We start from the raw sequence: 17,139 nt of genomic DNA, 5'->3' as shown, positions 1-17,139 counted from the left end.
GGTCGGTGCCCGGCGCCACGGCGGCCGGCTCGGGCTCGGCGGGCGGCGGACCGTCGGGCGGGGTGGCGTCGACCGGGATCGGCGCACCGACCCAGCCCTCACCGTCCCACCACCGGCGGGTCTCCGGATCGGCCGGGTCGACGTGCCAGCCAGGTTCCACACTCACAGCTGTGCCTTCGGGTACGCGCTCACGGTGCTCCCGTCAGTTCGCGACTGCGGGGCTCGCAGGCCCGGCTCACTCCTCGCGCTCACGGTGCTCCCGTCAGTTCGCGACTGCGGGGCTCGCAGGCCCGGCTCACTCCTCGCGCTCACGGTGCAACCTTAACGACGACCGTGCCGGCCGCCTTGTCGTGCAGGCACTGCTGCCAGGGCTTGTCCCAGAGCTGCCAGAAACCGTCCAGGTAGTTGAGGAACGGCACGAGCGAACCGGCGACGAACTCGACGAGGTAGCGCTTGCCCAACGCGCCCCGGGTCAACGGGGCGTCCGGCTGGAGCGGGACGATCCGCAGCTTCATCACCTTCTTGCCGAGCGTCTGGCCGGTCCGGCGGGCGTACTCGACGTGGTAGAGCCAGTAGAAGACCAGCAGGAGCAGGAACAGCCCCAACTCGGCCAGGAGCAGCGGCAGGAGGAAGTCGCCGAAGATCATCGACGGGTCGGGCTCGACCACGGTGCCGTCCGGGCCGGCCGTCGGCATCCGGTCGATCATCCGCACGAACAGCCAGATGAAGACCGGCGCGAAGAGCACCATCAGCACCGCCGACGCGAGAGCGGTGTCGATCAACCAGGCCACCAGCCGCTCTCCGAAGCCGGCCAGCGGTTGACCGTTCGGGGCCAGGGTCGGCGGCACGAACCCGACAGGTGGGGCGTACCCCGGGGGCGGGTGGCCGGGCGGGCCGGCGTACGCCTGCGTGTGCTGCGCGGGCACCGCGGGGCCGGTGGGCGGCGCGAAGCCGCCGCCCGCGGGCGGGGGCCCGGCGGGCGGCGGCGTGCTGTTCGGGGGAGGCTCGATCACGCCGACAGTGTTACAGGTTGCCGCGCTTCTCCTGCTCCCGCTCGATCGCCTCGAACAGGGCCTTGAAGTTGCCCTTGCCGAAGCCGAGGGAGCCGTGCCGCTCGATCAGCTCGAAGAAGACGGTGGGGCGGTCCTGCACCGGCTTGGTGAAGATCTGGAGCAGGTAGCCGTCCTCGTCCCGGTCCACCAGGATCTTGCGCGACTGGAGCTCCTCGATCGGCACCCGGACGTTGCCGATGCGGGCCCGCAGCTCCGGGTCCTCGTAGTAGGAGTCCGGGGTGTCCAGGAACTCGACGCCGGCCGCACGCATGGCGTCCACGCTGGCCAGGATGTCGTTGGTGGCCACCGCGACGTGCTGGGCGCCCGGGCCCTGGTAGAACTCCAGGTACTCGTCGATCTGCGACTTCTTGCGGGCCACGGCCGGCTCGTTGAGCGGGAACTTCACCTTGCGGGTGCCGCTCGCCACCACCTTGCTCATCAGCGCCGAGTAGTCGGTGGCGATGTCGTCGCCGACGAACTCGGCCATGTTGGTGAAGCCCATGACGCGCTTGTAGAACTCGACCCACTCGTCCATCCGGCCCAGCTCCACGTTGCCGACCACGTGGTCGACGGCCTGGAAGAAGCGCTTCGGCTGGAGGCCGGCGTCGATCATCGGCTGCCGGTCCACGATCGGGCCGCGGGCCACGAAGCCGGGCAGGAACACCCCGGTGTAGCGGGACCGGTCGACGAGCGTGTGCCGGGTGTCCCCGTACGCGCCGATGGACGCCATCCGGACGGTGCCGTGCTCGTCGCTGACGTCGTGCGGCTCGACCAGGCCGGTCGCGCCCTGCGCGGTGGCGTGCGCGTACGCGGCGTCCACGTCCGGCACCTCCAGCGCGATGTCGGAGATGCCGTCGCTGTGCGTGGCCACGTGCGCCTCGCCCTCGGCGCCCGGACGGACCACGCCGGTCAGCACGAAGCGGGCCGAGCCGCTGGTCAGCACGTACTGGGCGTGGTCGCGGTAGCCCTGCTCCGGCCCGCGGTAGGCGACACAGGTCATGCCGTACGCGGTGGAGTAGTAGTGCGCCGCCTGCTTGGCGTTGCCGACCAGGAAGTGCAGGTGGTCGAGGCCCTTGACCGGGAACGGGTCCCGGCTGATGTCGTGGTCGACGGCGCCGACGAGAACGTCGGCGTCGACGTCCTCGGTCGACTGGGGTCGGTCGATCGCCTGGGTCATGGTGGCCTCCCTCGCGTACCGGCCGGCCTCGTGGGCCGCCGCGGATGTGCTCTTCCGGCGAGGATCTACGGGTGACCGTGAGTTGGGCAATAGTTGACGATATTCCTGGTCAGGTTGCGCATTCGGTACCGTTGTTCACCATGAACACTGGTCAGGATGTACAGCTCGACGAGCTGGACGCCCGCTTGATCGAACTGCTCGCCGAGGAACCCCGGATCGGGGTGCTGGAGTGCTCGCGGCGCCTCGGCGTGGCCCGCGGCACGGTCCAGGCGCGGCTCGACAAGCTCGTCGACCGCGGGGTGGTGGGCGGGTTCGGGCCGGACATCTCGCCGGCCGCGATCGGCTTCGGGGTCACCAGCTTCGTCACCCTGGAGATCAGCCAGCGGCACGGCCACGACCAGGTCACCGCGCACCTGGCCGCCATCCCGGAGGTGCTGGAGGCGCACACCATCACCGGCTCCAGCGACCTGCTGTGCCGGATCGTGGCCCGGTCGAACACCGACCTCCAGCGGGTCATCGACCAGATCGTCGCCTCGGAGGGGATCCGGCGCGCCTCCACCATCATCGCGCTGGCCGAGCAGATCCCCTACCGCACGCTGCCCCTGGTCCGCTCCGCCGCCCGGGGGGAAGGAAGGGCCCCCGCTTAACGCATCCGGTAGAGGAGGGGGCCCCTCTTAACATCTGAACCCGGGCAAGAAGCGGCGCGACACGCCCCGCGCGCGGCCCGGTGCAGCGGTGATCGTCGCTACCGTGTGCGGTGTGAAGGGCCTAGGCGTACGCGGCTGGTTGCTGCTCGGGCTCGTCACCGTGGTCGTGCTCGCCGCCACCGGGGTCTGGAACCCGTTCCCCGGCCTCTGGGACTGGGTCGACCGGAGCAAGCCGATCTCCGAGCCGGACGTGGTCTGGCAGCAACGCGTCGGGGGCACCCCGCGCAGCGTCACCATCGCCGGCGACACCGTGATCGTGGAGCAGCGCACCCGGATCGAGGCGCGCAACCTCGCCGACGGCAGCCAGCTCTGGGAGCGCAAGGCCGACTGGTCGGCGGTGGCCGGCAGCGGCCGGGAGTCGGTCGTCGCCGTGGGCAAGCTGCTGGACAAGGGGTACGAGGTGCTCGACCCGGTGACCGGCGTGACCCGCCGCCGGGACGAGCGTGCCATCGCCGTCTGGACGTACCGGAACCTGCTGCTCGACGCGTACTGCGTGCAGGCCACGGACTGCACGCTGCGGGCCTGGGAGCCGCGCGGGACGACTCCGCTGTGGAGCGCGTTCCTGCCCGGCGTGCACAGCGGCGTGCTCGCCGACAACCCGGAACTCCTCGGCACCCGACGGCTGGGCGCGACCCGGATCGACGGCGGGGTGGCCGGGCCGGAGTCGGTCCCGCCGCTGCTGGGCTTCCCGGTCGACGGCCGGGTGCACGTGGTCGACACGGCCACCGGCCGGGTGCTGCAGAACGTCCAGCCCGGGCGGGAGGAGCGCCTGGCGGTGGTCGGCGGGCGGCTGCTCCGGATCGCGGCGACCTCCCGGGACGGCAGCTGCTACTTCGTGGTCACCGCCGTCGACCCGGCCACCGGGCAGCAGGTGTGGCGGCGGACCGGGATCAACCTGCGCACCGCCGACTACGCCGGCTGCGTGCAGCGGGAGGATCCGCAGGGGGCCCGCAACGTGCTCATCGGCGTCGCGCCGGACGGGCGGGAGGCGGTGCTCGACGGCTACGACGGTCGGCTGCTCCAGGTCGGCGCGGAGGGCGAGAAGCTGCTCGCGGTCGACGACCGGTACGCGGTGGTGCGCAGCGCCGACAAGGACTCGCTGCTCGGCCGGGAGCTGTCCGCCGAGCGGACCCGGTGGACCCGACCGTCCGGCGGCAAGATCGGCGCGGCGCTCACCCCGTACGCGGCGGTGATCAGCGAGGAGAAGCCGTCCCGGCTGGTCGCGGTCGAGCCGCGCGGGGGTCGGGTGCTGGTCGAGCTGCGCACGTCGGCGAACGCGCTGGCGGTCGGCCCGAACGGGATGATCATCGGCGAGGGGCGGGAGATCGGGTACGTGCGCTGGGGCGCCGGGACCGGCGGAGCGCCGCCGGCGGACGAGGACGCCGTGCCGGCGCCCGACCCGGGTGACACCTGGCGTCCGCCGAGTGACCAGGGCAGCTGCGGTCCGAAGAAGGAACTCTGCGCCGACGGCAAGTGACGCCGGGTGAGAGCGGCGTCCCACGACCCACCGGCGGGTGTCACCGATCGACGGCTCTGCCCTAGGCTTTTCGGTCATGAGCAGTGCCGCCGCCTTCTCGTACGCACCCCTGCTGCCGACCGGTCCCGACCAGACGGAGTACCGCCTGGTCACCGACGAGGGTGTGGACGTCGTCAACGGCCCGGGTGGCCGCCGGTTCCTCACCGTGGAGCCGGCCGCGCTGACCGCGCTGACCGCCGAGGCGATGCACGACATCGCCCATTTCCTGCGCCCGGCGCACCTGGCCCAGCTCCGGTCGATCATCGACGATCCGGCGGCCTCGCCGAACGACCGGTTCGTCGCGCTGGACCTGCTGCGCAACGCCAACATCGCGGCCGGCGGCGTGCTGCCGATGTGCCAGGACACCGGCACCGCGATCGTGATGGGCAAGCGCGGGCGGCACGTGCTCACCGACGGCACCGACGCGGAGGCGATCTCGCGCGGCGTCTACCAGGCCTACACCCGGCTCAACCTGCGCTACTCGCAGCTCGCCCCGCTGACCATGTGGGACGAGCGGAACACCGGCAGCAACCTGCCCGCCCAGGTGGAGCTCTACGCCGAGGACCCGGACGGCCACCCGGACGCCTACAAGTTCCTGTTCATGGCCAAGGGCGGGGGTTCGGCCAACAAGTCCTACCTCTACCAGGAGACCAAGGCGTTGCTGAACCCGACGCGGATGATGCAGTTCCTGGAGGAGAAGCTACGGCTGATCGGCACCGCGGCCTGCCCGCCCTACCACCTGGCCATCGTCATCGGCGGCACCTCCGCCGAGTACGCGCTGAAGACCGCGAAGTACGCCTCCGCGAAGTACCTGGACGCGTTGCCGACGCAGGGTTCGATGAGCGCACACGGCTTCCGCGACCTGGAGTTGGAGGCCGAGGTGCTGGAGCTGACCCGCAACTTCGGCATCGGTGCGCAGTTCGGCGGGCGCTACTTCTGTCACGACGTGCGGGTGGTCCGGCTGCCCCGGCACGGCGCCTCCTGCCCGGTGGCGATCGCGGTCTCCTGCTCGGCCGACCGGCAGGCGGTCGCCAAGATCACCCCGTCCGGCGTCTGGCTGGAGCGGCTGGAGACCGACCCGGCGCGGTTCCTGCCCGACGTCACCGACGAGACGCTGGAGACCGAGGAGGTCGTCCGCGTCGACCTGAACCGGCCGATGGACTCCATCCGCGCCGAGCTGTCGAAGTACCCGGTGAAGACCCGGTTGTCGCTGACCGGCCCGTTGGTGGTCGCCCGGGACATCGCCCACGCCAAGATCGCCGAGCGGCTGGACGCCGGTGAGCCGATGCCGCAATACCTGCGCGACCACGCGGTCTACTACGCCGGCCCGGCCAAGACGCCCGAGGGCTACGCGTCCGGCTCGTTCGGCCCGACCACGGCCGGCCGGATGGACGCCTACGTGGAGAAGTTCCAGGCGGCCGGCGGTTCGCTGGTGATGCTGGCCAAGGGCAACCGGTCCGGCCAGGTCACCCGCTCCTGCGCGGCGCACGGCGGCTTCTACCTCGGCTCGATCGGCGGGCCGGCCGCCCGCCTCGCCCAGGACTGCATCAAGCACGTCGAAGTGCTCGAATACCCCGAGCTGGGCATGGAGGCGGTCTGGAAGATCGAGGTGGAGGACTTCCCTGCCTTCATCGTCGTGGACGACAAGGGCAACGACTTCTTCGCCGAGGTCACCAAGCCGGTGCTCACGGTCGGCCGGCGCTGACCCGCTGACGACGCGAGGGGCGCCCGGGACCGGTCCCGGGCGCCCCTCCGCGTGTCCGCTGTGCACCGACATCGGTGCGCCCGCCCGGCCGGAGGGCCGGACGGGCGCACCGCCCCCGTCGGATGCCGTCACCGACAACCCGGGACGAGTCTGGCCGCCGTCGCTGTCGATCCGCTATCAGATCGCTATCGCCTCGACAGGGCGTTCCGTGACCACCGGGCTACGCTGCTGGAAGTTGCACACACGGGGGCGGGTGGTGGCACAGATGCGTTTCGGGATCCTGGGACCCCTGCGGGTCGGCGGTGGGGAAGCCACCGTCACCGCGGGTCGGGACCGGATCGTGCTCGCTGTGCTGCTGCTGCGCGCCGGTCGGGTGGTGCCGACCGAGGAGCTTGTCGACGCGGTCTGGGAGGAGCGTCCTCCGGCCACCGCCCGCGCCCAGCTCCAGATCTGCGTGTCGCGGCTGCGGCAGCGGTTCACACTGCTCGGGCTGCCCGCCGAGACCATCGTCACCGACCCGGCCGGCTACGGCATCCGGATCGAGCCGGACGACCTCGACGCCGAGGTCTTCGCCCGCGAGGTGGAGACGGCCCGCGCGGCGGTGGCCGGCGGCCGGGTGGTGGACGGGCAGCGTCACTACCGGTCGGCCCTGAGGCTCTGGCGTGGCCCGGCCCTGGCGGGCATCCCCGCCCGGAGCGTCCGGCGGCGGGCCCAGACGCTCGACGAGCAACGGCTCGCGGTGCTGGAGGAGTGCGTCGACGTCGAGCTGCGGCTGCGGCGCGCGGCCGACCTGGTCGACGAGCTGACCGAGAACGTCGAACGCCACCCGCTGCGCGAGCGGCTGCGCGGGCAGCTGATGCTGGCCCTGTCCGCCCTCGGGCGCCAGGCGGACGCGCTCGCCGTCTACCGCGAGGGCCGGCGGATCTACGCCGACGAGCTGGGTATCGAACCCGGCGCGGCGTTGCAGGAGCTGCACCAGCGGGTGCTCGCCGGCGACCTGGCGCTGGGCGGGTCGGACACGCGCGCCGCCACGCCGGTGCGGGCACTGCCCCGCGCGATCAGCGACTTCACCGGCCGGCAGCAGACCGTGGCCCGGCTGGTCAAGGAGATCGAACAGGACGGGGTCCGGGTCCACCTGGTCGACGGCATGGCGGGCAGTGGCAAGACCACCCTCGCCGTCCAGGTGGCGACCGCGCTGGGCGAGCGGTTCCCGGACGCGCAGCTCTTCGTCGACCTGCACGGACACAGTGAACGCAGCCCGCTGACCACGACGGCGGCGGTCGCCACCCTGCTCCGGCAGCTCGGTGTGCCGGCCGAGCGCGTACCGGTGGATCTGGCGGACCGGCTGGCCATGTGGCGCTCCGAGCTGGCCGGCCGACGGGCCGTCGTGGTGCTCGACAACGCGGCGGACGCGGCCCAGGTCGTACCGTTGCTGCCCAACGGCCCGGACTGCCTGGTGCTGATCACCAGCCGGCGGCGGCTGATCGGGCTTGACGGCGGCCGGCCGTCCTCGTTGCCGTTGCTCGACGCCGACGAGGCGGTGGAACTGCTCGCCCGGGTGGCCGGCGCGGAGCGGGTCTGGGCCGAGCCCGAGGCCGCCGCGGAGGTGGCCCGCCGCTGCGGCCACCTCCCGCTCGCCCTGCGACTGGCCGGTGCGCGGCTCGCGCACCGGCCCCGGTGGCGGGTGGCCGACCTGGCCGAGCGGCTGGCGAGCGCGGCGGACCCGCTGGCCGAGCTGACCGCCGGGGAACGTTCGGTGGCCCGGGCCTTCGCCCTGTCCTACGAGCAGGTGGCGCCGGCCGCGCAGCGCGTCTTCCGTCTGATCGGGCTGCACCCGGGCGCCCGCGTCGACAACCGGGTGGCGGCGGCGCTCGCCGACCTGTCGCTGCCGGAGGCGCAGGACGCGCTGGACGAGCTGGTCGACGCGCACCTCGTGGAGGAGGTGGAACCGGGTCGCTTCGGGCTGCACGACCTGATCCGGGAGTACGCGCGCACGCTCGGCGCGGAACGCGAGACCGCGGTGGAGCGTCGGGCGGCGCTCGAACGGCTCCTGGAACACCACCTTCAGGTCGCTGCCGCGATCACCCGGGTCATGGAGCTGACCGGCGCCGGTCACCTCTTCGTCCTGCCCGACCCGGCCCGGCCGGACCTCGTGGCCGCCGCGGCCGCGCTCGGCCGACCCTGGTTCGACGAGAACGGGGCCGCCCTGCTCGCCCTGATCCGGTTGGCGGAGGTCGAAGGCTTCCCGCGCTACTGCTGGCAGCTCGCCCGCGCCTGTTGGAAGGCGCACTTCGACGGGGGGCACCTCGACGAGTTGATCGAGGCGCACACCATCGGTCTCCGCGCTGCCCGGTCGCTGCAGGACGACGAGGCCGTGGCGATGACGCTCAACTATCTCGCCTCGGCGCACTTCCGTCGGGCCCGTTTCACCGAGGCCGCGCGGCTCACCGAAGCGTCCGTCGAGATCTACCGGCGGCTCGGTCTGCGCAGCCCGCTCCGTAACTCGCTGAGCAACCTGGGTACCGCCTACTCCCACAACGGCGACCACCGGCGGGCGATCGAGACGTACGCGGCGGCCGCGCGCCTCGCGCGGGAGTTGGACGAGCCCGCGGCGCTGGCGAACGTGCTCAACAACCTGTCGATCGCGCTGCTCTCCTGGGGGCGCCACGAGGAGGCGTTGGAGGTGGCCCGCCGGCATCTCCTGCTGGCCCGGGAGACCGGGGACTTCCGGCAGCTGAACCAGGCGGTGGGTCATGTCGCGATGGCCCGGCGCCGGCTGGGCCACCGGGGCCCGGCCCGGCGGCTCCTGCGCGCGGCGTTGCACCTCAAGCGGCGGGCCGCCAACCGCTACGGCGAGGGTGAGGTGCTCAACGAGATCGGCGTGCTGGAACGCGAGGCCGGGTTCCCGGACCGGGCGGCCGCCCGGCACCGGAGCGCGCTCGCCGCGATGACCGACGCCGGGGACCTGGTCGGGCAGTGCGCCTCCCGGAACCTGCTGGCGCGGGCGATCCTCGACCAGGGCGACGTCAGCAGCGCGTTGGACCTGCACCGCCGGGTGCTCACCGACGCCACCCGACTCGGCGCGCGCTACGAGCAGGCCCGGGCGCTGGACGGCATGGCCCGGTGCCTGTGCCGGACCGACGCCGAACAGGCCCGGCGGTACGCCAACCGGGCGGTGGCGCTGTTCCGTCAGATCGAGTCGCCGGACCGGTGGGCCACCGAGGAGTTGCTGGCCGAGCTGGGTTGAGCGCCCGCCGCTTTCCCTGCACACCGGCGGTCGGCGCGGCAGGATGGTACGCGTGACGACTCCAGAGGCGACCGGCTACCGGATCGAACGCGACTCGATGGGCGAGGTGGAGGTGCCCGCCGAGGCGCTGTGGCGGGCGCAGACCCAGCGCGCGGTGCAGAACTTCCCGATCTCCGGGCGCGGCCTCGAACCGGCCCAGATCAAGGCCCTGGCCCAGATCAAGGGGGCGGCGGCCCAGGTCAACGGCGAGCTGGGGGTGATCGACGCGGACCTGGCGGAGGCGATCGCCACGGCCGCCGCGCACGTCGCCGACGGCGGCTACGACGACCAGTTCCCGGTGGATGTCTTCCAGACCGGCTCCGGCACCTCGTCCAACATGAACACCAACGAGGTCATCGCCACCCTGGCCGGTCGGGAGCTGGGCCGCGACGTCCACCCGAACGACCACGTGAACGCCTCGCAGTCCAGCAACGACGTCTTCCCGACCTCGATCCACCTGGCCGCCACCCAGTTCGTGGTGGAGGACCTGATCCCCTCGTTGACGCAGCTCGCGGGCGCGCTGGAGGAGAAGGCGGCCGAGTTCGAGACGGTGGTCAAGGCCGGCCGTACCCACCTGATGGACGCCACCCCGGTCACGCTCGGGCAGGAGTTCGGTGGCTACGCCGCCCAGGTCCGCTACGGCGTGGAGCGGCTGGAGGCGGTGCTGCCCCGACTGGCCGAGCTGCCGCTGGGCGGCACCGCGGTGGGCACCGGCATCAACACCCCGCTCGGCTTCGCGGGCAAGGTGATCGGCCGGCTGCGGGACTCGACCGGCCTGCCGCTGACCGAGGCGCGCAACCACTTCGAGGCGCAGGGCGCCCGGGACGCGCTGGTGGAGACGTCCGGCCAGCTCCGCACCATCGCGGTCGGCCTCTACAAGATCGCCAACGACGTACGCTGGATGGGCTCCGGGCCGCGTGCCGGCCTGCGCGAGCTGCGTATCCCCGACCTCCAGCCCGGCTCGTCGATCATGCCGGGCAAGGTGAACCCGGTGGTGGCCGAGGCGATGCGGCAGGTCTGCGCCCAGGTGATCGGCAACGACGCGGCGGTGGCGTTCGCGGGCTCGCAGGGCGACTTCGAGCTGAACGTGATGCTCCCGGTCATGGGCCGCAACCTGCTGGAGTCGATCAAACTGATCGCGGCGTCCAGTCGGCTCTTCGCCGAGCGTCTGGTGGCCGGCCTGGTCGCGGACGCCGAGGTGTGCCTGGCGTACGCGGAGGGGTCGCCGTCGATCGTCACCCCGCTCAACCGCCACCTGGGCTACGACGAGGCCGCCTCGATCGCCAAGGAGGCGCTGGCCAAGCAGGTCTCCATCCGTGAGGTGGTGATCTCCCGGGGGCACGTCGACTCGGGCAAGCTCAGCGAGACCCAGCTCGACGAGGCGCTGGACCTGCTCCGGATGACCCACCCCTGAGCGGGACGGCGTGACGCCGGTAATTGCCTCGCCCCGTCACCGCGGGCACGGGATGATCCGACCGTGTCCGACGACGGGGTGTTGCTGGAGACCGCGCGGCTGACGCTGCGCCGGTTCACCATGGACGACGTGGGCCGGCTGGTCGAGCTGGACGCCGACCGGGAGGTCATGCGTTTCCTCAGCAACGGGGAACCGACGCCGGCCGGGACGATCCGGCACGAGGTGCTGCCCCGGTTGCTGGGGCAGTACGGCCGTCGTCCCGGGCTCGGCCGCTGGGCGACGCTCGACCGGTTCACCGACGAGTTCCTGGGCTGGCTCGCGCTCGACCCGTCCGACGACGGCGCCGAGGCGGAGCTGGGCTACCGGCTGCGCCGCTCCGCATGGGGGCACGGCCTGGCCACCGAGGGCGCGCGGGCGCTGGTGCGGCACGCGTTCGAGACGGTCGGCGTGCGGCGGGTCTGGGCCCAGACGATGGCGGTCAACGACCGCTCCCGCGCGGTGCTGGCCCGCGCGGGGTTGCGCTGGGTGCGCACGTTCCACCTGACGTTCGACGACCCGATCCCCGGCACGGAGCACGGCGAGGTGGAGTACGAGCTGCGCCGCGAGGAGTGGCCCGGTCTGCGTCAGGAGTGGGACGCCGCCCTGCGGGCGCGGTAGGCGCTCACCGCGGCCCGGTTGCCGCAGCCGGCCTCGCAGAACCGGCGGGACCTGTTCTTCGACAGGTCGACGAGCACGTTGTCGCAGTCGGGGTGGTCGCAGTGGCGCAGCCGGCGCAGCTCACCCGTGCGGACCAGGTCGGCCATGGCCATCGCGGCCTCGACCGCCATCCGGGTCGCCAGCGGCGCGTCCCGCGGCACGGCGTGCAGATGGTACGGCTCGTCGTCGTGCCGGATGAGCTGCGGCAGCGCGTGCGACTCGCGGAGCAGGCCGTTGACGATCTCGACCACCTCGTCCGCGTCGGTGTGCCAGATGCGGCGCAACCGTGGCCGCAGCGCGCGGACCTGACGCAGCTCCGCGTCGGTGTGCTCGTGCCGCCCGCTCCACCCGTGGGTGGTGAAGAAGGCGTCGAGGGCGGCCACGTCGGGCAACCCTTCCCGACCCGCTCCGCCCGTGTTCACCAGCGCGGCGGCGGCCAGCAGCCCGCATTCCGTGTCATGGGCAAAAAGCAACTTGACTCCTGTCGGAGGTTCCACCTAGCGTCATCAGCATAACGCCACTTGACTGATGACGGGGGAATGCCCATGCGTGAACGGTCCGGCGCCGGGCTCGGCCTGGCCCTGCTCTCCGCGCTCACGTTCGCCACCTCGGGCACGTTCGCCCGGCCCTTGATCACCGGCGAGTGGTCGGCCGTCGCGGTGGTGATCGCCCGGGTGGGCATCGCCGCGCTGGTGCTGGCCGTGCCCGCCCTGCTCGCCCTGCGCGGCCGGTGGCCGGTGCTGCGTCGCAACGGGGTCACGGTGGTGCTGTTCGGGCTGCTCGGGGTGGCGCTGGCCCAGGCCTGCTTCTTCAACGCGGTCCGCTACCTCCCGGTCGGGGTGGCGCTCCTGCTGGAATACCTCGGCATCGTGCTGGTGGTCGGCTGGATGTGGCTCGTCCACGGGCAGCGTCCCCGGCTGCTGACCGTGGCCGGCTCGCTGACCGCCCTGTGCGGGCTGGTGCTCGTCCTCGACCTCACCGGCGCCGGCCGGCTCGACCCGGTGGGCGTGCTCTGGGGGCTGGGCGCCGGCGTCGGACTCGCCGGCTACTTCGTCATCGCCGGCCGCCTCGACGCCGACCTGCCCTCCGTGGTGGTGGCCAGCGGCGGCATGGCCGTCGGTGCGCTGGCCCTGCTGCTGCTCGGCGCGGTCGGCGCGTTGCCGCTCGCCGCCGGCACCGGGGACGTCAGCTTCGCCGGGCACCAGGTGAGCTGGCTGGTGCCGATCGCCGGCCTGTCGCTGATCGCCGCCGTGGTCGCCTACCTGACCGGCGTCGCCGGAGCACGACTGCTCGGCGCACGGCTCTCCTCCTTCGTGGGGCTGACCGAGGTGATGTTCGCGGTGCTGATCGCCTGGCTGGTGCTGGACGAGCTGCCCGGCGGCATCCAACTGGCCGGCGGGGCGCTCATCGTCGGTGGCGTCGCACTGGTCCGGACGGACGAGCTGCGGGCCGGGCCCGAACCGGCGCCACCCGCCCCGGCCGAGCCGGCGCTGACCGGCGAGCGATGACCGCACGGAGCGCGGTCGTCTTCGACGCCGACGAGACCCTGGTCGACCTGCGCCCGGCGGTCACCGGCGGGCTGGTCGCCGTACTGGAGGAGATGCGGCGGTGGACCCCGGCGGCGGCCGAGGTGACCCTCGCGGACCTGGAGGGGGACTGGGGTGCGGTCTTCGGCGCGCTCAGCGCCGCGCCGGTGCAGGAGATCCGGCGGGCCGCGCTGGCCCGGTCCCTGGCCCGGGCCGGGCTGGCCGCGCACCTGGACGAGTTCGCGGCGTTGTTCTTCGCCCGCCGGTACGCGCTGAGCAGGCCGTTCCCCGACACGCTGCCCGCGTTGGCCGCGTTGCGCCCGCGCCACCTGCTGGGCTTCGCCACCAACGGCAACAGCCGCGCCGAACGCTGCGGCCTCCGGGGCCAGTTCGCCTTCGAGGTGTACGCCCACGAGGACGGCCTACCGAAGAAGCCGGCACCGGAGTTCTTCGCGGCCGTGGTCGCGGCCGCCGGGTTGCCGGCCGCGCGCATCGTCCACGTCGGCGACTCGCCGGAGCACGACGTGCTCGCCGCCCAGCGGGCCGGGCTGCGGGCCGTGTGGCTGAACCGGGGCGGACTGCCCCGCCCGTCCGGGCTGGCACCGGACGCCGAGGTGTCCACCTTGACCAGGTTGCCCGAGGTCGTGGCCGCGTTGACGAGTGCGAATGCCTGATTGCGGTCTATACCGGACGGGGATCTGGCGGAACTCGCTCCCGTGATGTGGGATGACACCACGTCCCTCAACGAGAGGATCTGATGTGGTGAGCAAGCGCTTCACCGCCGGCGCGGTCGCGGCTGCGGCCTCGCTGGCACTCACGGTGACCGGCCTGGGCGTCCCGGCGACCGCCGCGCCGTCCAGCACCCGGACCTTCACCGTGCTGGCGGAGAGCGGCGTCTCCAGCGACGCCGCCATCGCCGCGATCACCGCGGCCGGTGGCAAGGTCGTCTCCCGTACCGACGACGTCGGCCTCTTCCAGGTGACAAGCGACCGGGCGGACTTCGCCAGCCGGGCCACCGCGGCCGGCGCGCTGCTCGGTGCGGCCGAGGAGAAGGCGATCGGCCGCAAGCCCAAGCTGGACCGGGTCGAGCAGGAGCACCTGCTGGCCGCCGTCGCCACCAAGGGCAAGGCCGCCAAGGGCAACGCCAAGAAGATGGACCCGCTCGACGACAAGCTCTGGGGCCTGGACATGATCCGGGCCGACAAGGCCCGCACGATCGAGCCGGGTGACCGTCGGGTGACCGTCGGCGTGCTGGACACCGGCGTCGACGCCAGCCAGCCGGACCTGGCCCCCAACTTCAACTGGGCGCTGTCGCGCAACTTCGCGCCGGACCTCACCGACGTCGACGGCCCGTGCGAGGTGGCGAGCTGCCTCGACCCGGTCGGCACCGACGACGGCGGGCACGGCACGCACGTGGCCGGCACCATCGGCGCCGCCGCCAACGGCTTCGGCCTGTCCGGCGTGGCGCCGAAGGTCTCCCTGGTCGAGCTGAAGGGTGGCCAGGACAGCGGCTACTTCTTCCTCAACCCGGTGGTCAACGCCCTGGTCTACGCGGGCCGTTCCGGCCTGGACGTGGTCAACATGTCCTTCTACGTCGACCCGTGGCTCTACAACTGCACCGCCAACCCGGCCGACTCGCCGGAGGCGCAGGCCGAGCAGCGGACCATCATCGAGGCCATGAAGCGGGCGCTCACCTTCGCGCACCGCAAGGGCGTCACGCTCGTCGGCGCGCTGGGCAACAACCACGAGGACCTGGGCGACCCGCGCACCGACGTGAGCAGCCCGGACTACGGCGCCGACCCGTACCCGCGGCCGATCGACAACGCGAGCTGCTGGGACCTGCCCACCGAGGGCCCGCACGTGATCGGCGTGTCGGCCGTCGGCCCGTCCGGCAAGAAGGCCGACTTCTCGAACTACGGCACCGAGCAGATCTCGGTGGCGGCTCCGGGTGGTTGGTTCCGGGACGGCTTCGGCACCGACACCTACCGCGCCGACGCCAACATGATCCTCTCCACGTACCCGAAGAAGGTGCTCCAGGAGGAGGGCTCGGTCGACGAGGACGGCAACATCGTCGCCGGCTTCGAGAACTCGGTGTTCAAGCAGTGCACCGCCAAGGGTGAGTGTGGCTACTACACCTACCTCCAGGGCACCTCGATGGCGTCCCCGCACGCCGCCGGCGTGGCCGCGCTGATCGTCAGCCGGTACGGCAAGCAGCAGGGCCGCAACGGCTTCGGCATGTCGCCGGACCTGGTCGAGCAGCACCTCTACCGGACGGCGGCCGAGCACGCCTGCCCGGAGCCGCGGCTGCAGACCTACACCAACGAGGGTCGGGACGCCGAGTTCAACGCGTACTGCGCGGGCTCGCTGAACTTCAACGGCTTCTACGGCTACGGCATCGTCGACGCCTACGCCGCGGTGAAGACCCCGCTGAAGCCCAACGCCCGTCCGTAACACCTGTTCGCCCCGCGTGGCGGTGTCCGGCCCTCCCGGACGCCGCCACGTCGGCGTTCCGGCCCGTTCCACGGCTGCTCGGTCGGCTGGGGGCGGCCCCGGCGGCGCGGTTGCTCACGGCCGCCATCCCCGGGCCACGAGGGCGGCGCGGATTTCGCGCACCAGGGCGGGGAACTCCCTGCGCAGCCGGCGGCCGGTCACGTGCAGCACCAGCCAGCCGGCCTCGACGAGCTGGTTGAGTCGACGCCGGTCGAGGTGCATCCGGTCCGCGTCGGAGTGCCACTGGCCGTCGTACTCGACAGCGACCCGGAACTCCGGCCAGGCCAGGTCGGGATGCAGGACCAGGCCGGTCGACACACGTACCGGATGCTGTGCCACGGGACGCGGAAGCCCGGCGAACATCAGCCGGACCCGCAGGTGGGACTCGGGTGGGGACTGCGCCAGCCCGTCGGTCAGGCCGAACACCCACGTGGCCCGTCGGCCTCCGGGGCGGCCGACGTTGCGGGCCGCTTCGCCGGCCAGCTGCGCGCGGCCCACCGAACCGGTACGGAGCAGGCCGTCGATGATGCCGACCGCCTTCACCGGCTCGGCCCAGACCGCGGTCTCCCAGGCGCAGGTGGCCGGATCGGTACGCGGCGGCGGGCCGGCCAGGATCATCGGCGGGCCGGGCGGGCGGTCCGTCACGGGTGACGTGCCGGCACCCAGAGGTGGGGTGGTGGTCCGCGCGGTCGGGACAGCGCCCGCGGGTGTGCGGGAGCCGGCGGGGACCAGGAGGCCCGATCGGGTGGTCGCGATCGGGGCGTGGTGCACGCGGACCCCCGGCTGCGAGTCGGCCCGAACCGTGGCCGGGAGGAGGACGTGCACGTCGTCGGTGAACCCGGCCGCGTGCTCGACGCCGTGCAGGTAGGCGGCCGACGGCCCGGCGATCAGAGCGCCATCTGGCATGCGGAGCAGGACGGCGCGGCAGGCCAGGGCGTGGTCGCGGTCGAGCCGGGCGTCGGCGTAGACGTCCTGCCGGAGCCGGATCCAGGACGCGCCCCGAAGTTGGTGCCGGGACAGCAGATTGCGGCGGATCGCGTCCGAGCCACGGAACACCTGCCAGGCCAACTCCGGCGGTCGATGAGGATGAGGTGGCATGCGACAAGCGTGGCCGTGCCCGGGCGGCCCCGACACCCCTGTGGACAGCCGCGGCGGCCCCGCCCCGCCGGGCCCTGTGGACAACCACCGCGCGACCCGCGGTTGTGCTATGACCGCTGGTCAGTGCTTGATCGACTCCACTACCGGGAGGTGGGGGTGTCCCGGGTGCTCGGATACCCCCACCTCGGCGTAGTGGCGCGGCGGGCCGGGCGGGCGGATCAGGAGAGGGCGGCGGCGACCGCCTCGGCCGCGGCGGTGACCTGGGCGCCCACCTCGGTCACGTCGAGCGGGGTCAACGAGACCACCCCCACGCTCCCCTCCAGCCCGGGCACCCCGAGCACCGGGGCCGCCACCCCGTACGCGCCGGACTGCAACTCGCCGCTGGTGCTGACCGGCCCGGTCCCCCCGGCCCGCCCGGCCAGCACCGCCCGGCCGGCCGCCCCCCGCTCCAGCGGGTGCCGGGAGCCGGTCC

At 72.9% G+C, this 17,139-nt stretch carries 14 protein-coding genes and 1 pseudogene; 9 read left to right on the top strand and 6 right to left on the bottom strand.

All coding sequences use genetic code 11. The features are described from left to right. The 3 genes from HUW36_RS09745 to hppD form a co-directional block, all read right to left on the bottom strand. Positions 1-166, bottom strand: a 166-nt coding sequence (locus HUW36_RS09745; RefSeq protein WP_174527836.1) for a DUF2510 domain-containing protein, incomplete at its 3' end; no start/stop codon positions are given. A 142-nt stretch (positions 167-308) separates the two neighbouring features. After that, the gene (locus HUW36_RS09740; protein WP_174527835.1) at positions 309-1,013 is read right to left on the bottom strand and encodes an RDD family protein; all 705 of its coding nucleotides are present in this window, start codon (positions 1,011-1,013) and stop codon (positions 309-311) included. Positions 1,014-1,023: 10 nt separating this feature from the next. Continuing rightward, positions 1,024-2,229 (bottom strand): 4-hydroxyphenylpyruvate dioxygenase, encoded by a 1,206-nt coding sequence (gene hppD / locus HUW36_RS09735; RefSeq protein ID WP_174527834.1) that lies wholly within the window; start codon positions 2,227-2,229, stop codon positions 1,024-1,026. Positions 2,230-2,369: 140 nt separating this feature from the next. On the opposite strand from hppD, the gene HUW36_RS09730 reads away from it, so the two are divergent. The 6 genes from HUW36_RS09730 to HUW36_RS09705 all read left to right on the top strand — a co-directional run bounded on the left by HUW36_RS09730 (position 2,370) and on the right by HUW36_RS09705 (position 11,514). Then, positions 2,370-2,876 carry an Lrp/AsnC family transcriptional regulator gene (locus HUW36_RS09730; RefSeq protein WP_174527833.1) on the top strand — a complete coding sequence of 169 codons (507 nt, stop codon included), beginning with the start codon at positions 2,370-2,372 and terminating at the stop codon, positions 2,874-2,876. 103 nt (positions 2,877-2,979) lie between these two features. After that, the gene (locus HUW36_RS09725; RefSeq protein WP_174527832.1) at positions 2,980-4,413 is read left to right on the top strand and encodes an outer membrane protein assembly factor BamB family protein; all 1,434 of its coding nucleotides are present in this window, start codon (positions 2,980-2,982) and stop codon (positions 4,411-4,413) included. Between the two features lie 76 nt (positions 4,414-4,489). After that, entirely contained in the window at positions 4,490-6,157 is a 1,668-nt protein-coding gene (locus HUW36_RS09720; RefSeq protein WP_174527831.1) for a fumarate hydratase, read from the top strand. Between the two features lie 265 nt (positions 6,158-6,422). After that, complete coding sequence (locus tag HUW36_RS09715; protein WP_174527830.1) at positions 6,423-9,404, top strand: AfsR/SARP family transcriptional regulator; 2,982 nt, start codon at positions 6,423-6,425, stop codon at positions 9,402-9,404. 43 nt (positions 9,405-9,447) lie between these two features. Further along, complete coding sequence (locus HUW36_RS09710) at positions 9,448-10,857, top strand: class II fumarate hydratase (protein WP_174527829.1); 1,410 nt, start codon at positions 9,448-9,450, stop codon at positions 10,855-10,857. 63 nt (positions 10,858-10,920) lie between these two features. Then, positions 10,921-11,514 (top strand): GNAT family N-acetyltransferase, encoded by a 594-nt coding sequence (locus HUW36_RS09705; protein WP_281357505.1) that lies wholly within the window; start codon positions 10,921-10,923, stop codon positions 11,512-11,514. Here HUW36_RS09705 and HUW36_RS09700 read toward each other — a convergent pair. Continuing rightward, entirely contained in the window at positions 11,481-12,026 is a 546-nt protein-coding gene (locus tag HUW36_RS09700; RefSeq protein WP_174527828.1) for a CGNR zinc finger domain-containing protein, read from the bottom strand. The two genes, HUW36_RS09705 and HUW36_RS09700, sit on opposite strands and share 34 nt — an antisense overlap. A 72-nt stretch (positions 12,027-12,098) precedes the next feature. Between HUW36_RS09700 and HUW36_RS09695 the strand changes: the two genes are divergently transcribed. From HUW36_RS09695 to HUW36_RS09685, 3 genes are all read left to right on the top strand, one after another. After that, the gene (locus HUW36_RS09695; RefSeq protein ID WP_174527827.1) at positions 12,099-13,061 is read left to right on the top strand and encodes an EamA family transporter; all 963 of its coding nucleotides are present in this window, start codon (positions 12,099-12,101) and stop codon (positions 13,059-13,061) included. Then, positions 13,058-13,753 (top strand): HAD family hydrolase, encoded by a 696-nt coding sequence (locus HUW36_RS09690; protein WP_174527826.1) that lies wholly within the window; start codon positions 13,058-13,060, stop codon positions 13,751-13,753. The genes HUW36_RS09695 and HUW36_RS09690 overlap by 4 nt, the downstream gene beginning before the upstream one ends. 88 nt (positions 13,754-13,841) lie before the next feature. Further along, the gene (locus HUW36_RS09685; RefSeq protein ID WP_174527825.1) at positions 13,842-15,530 is read left to right on the top strand and encodes a S8 family serine peptidase; all 1,689 of its coding nucleotides are present in this window, start codon (positions 13,842-13,844) and stop codon (positions 15,528-15,530) included. 114 nt (positions 15,531-15,644) lie between these two features. Here the strand turns inward: HUW36_RS09685 and HUW36_RS09680 are convergent, their stop codons facing one another. Together HUW36_RS09680 and HUW36_RS09675 are read right to left on the bottom strand one after the other, a co-directional pair. Then, positions 15,645-16,667 carry a PDDEXK family nuclease gene (locus HUW36_RS09680; protein WP_174527824.1) on the bottom strand — a complete coding sequence of 341 codons (1,023 nt, stop codon included), beginning with the start codon at positions 16,665-16,667 and terminating at the stop codon, positions 15,645-15,647. A 218-nt stretch (positions 16,668-16,885) separates the two neighbouring features. Continuing rightward, positions 16,886-17,139 (bottom strand): annotated as a pseudogene (locus HUW36_RS09675) (IclR family transcriptional regulator); the annotation flags it as partial.

Source organism: Micromonospora maritima (assembly GCF_902825405.1).
Taxonomy (GTDB): Bacteria; Actinomycetota; Actinomycetes; order Mycobacteriales; family Micromonosporaceae; genus Micromonospora; species Micromonospora maritima.
This window is presented reverse-complemented; position numbering and strand designations above follow the sequence as displayed.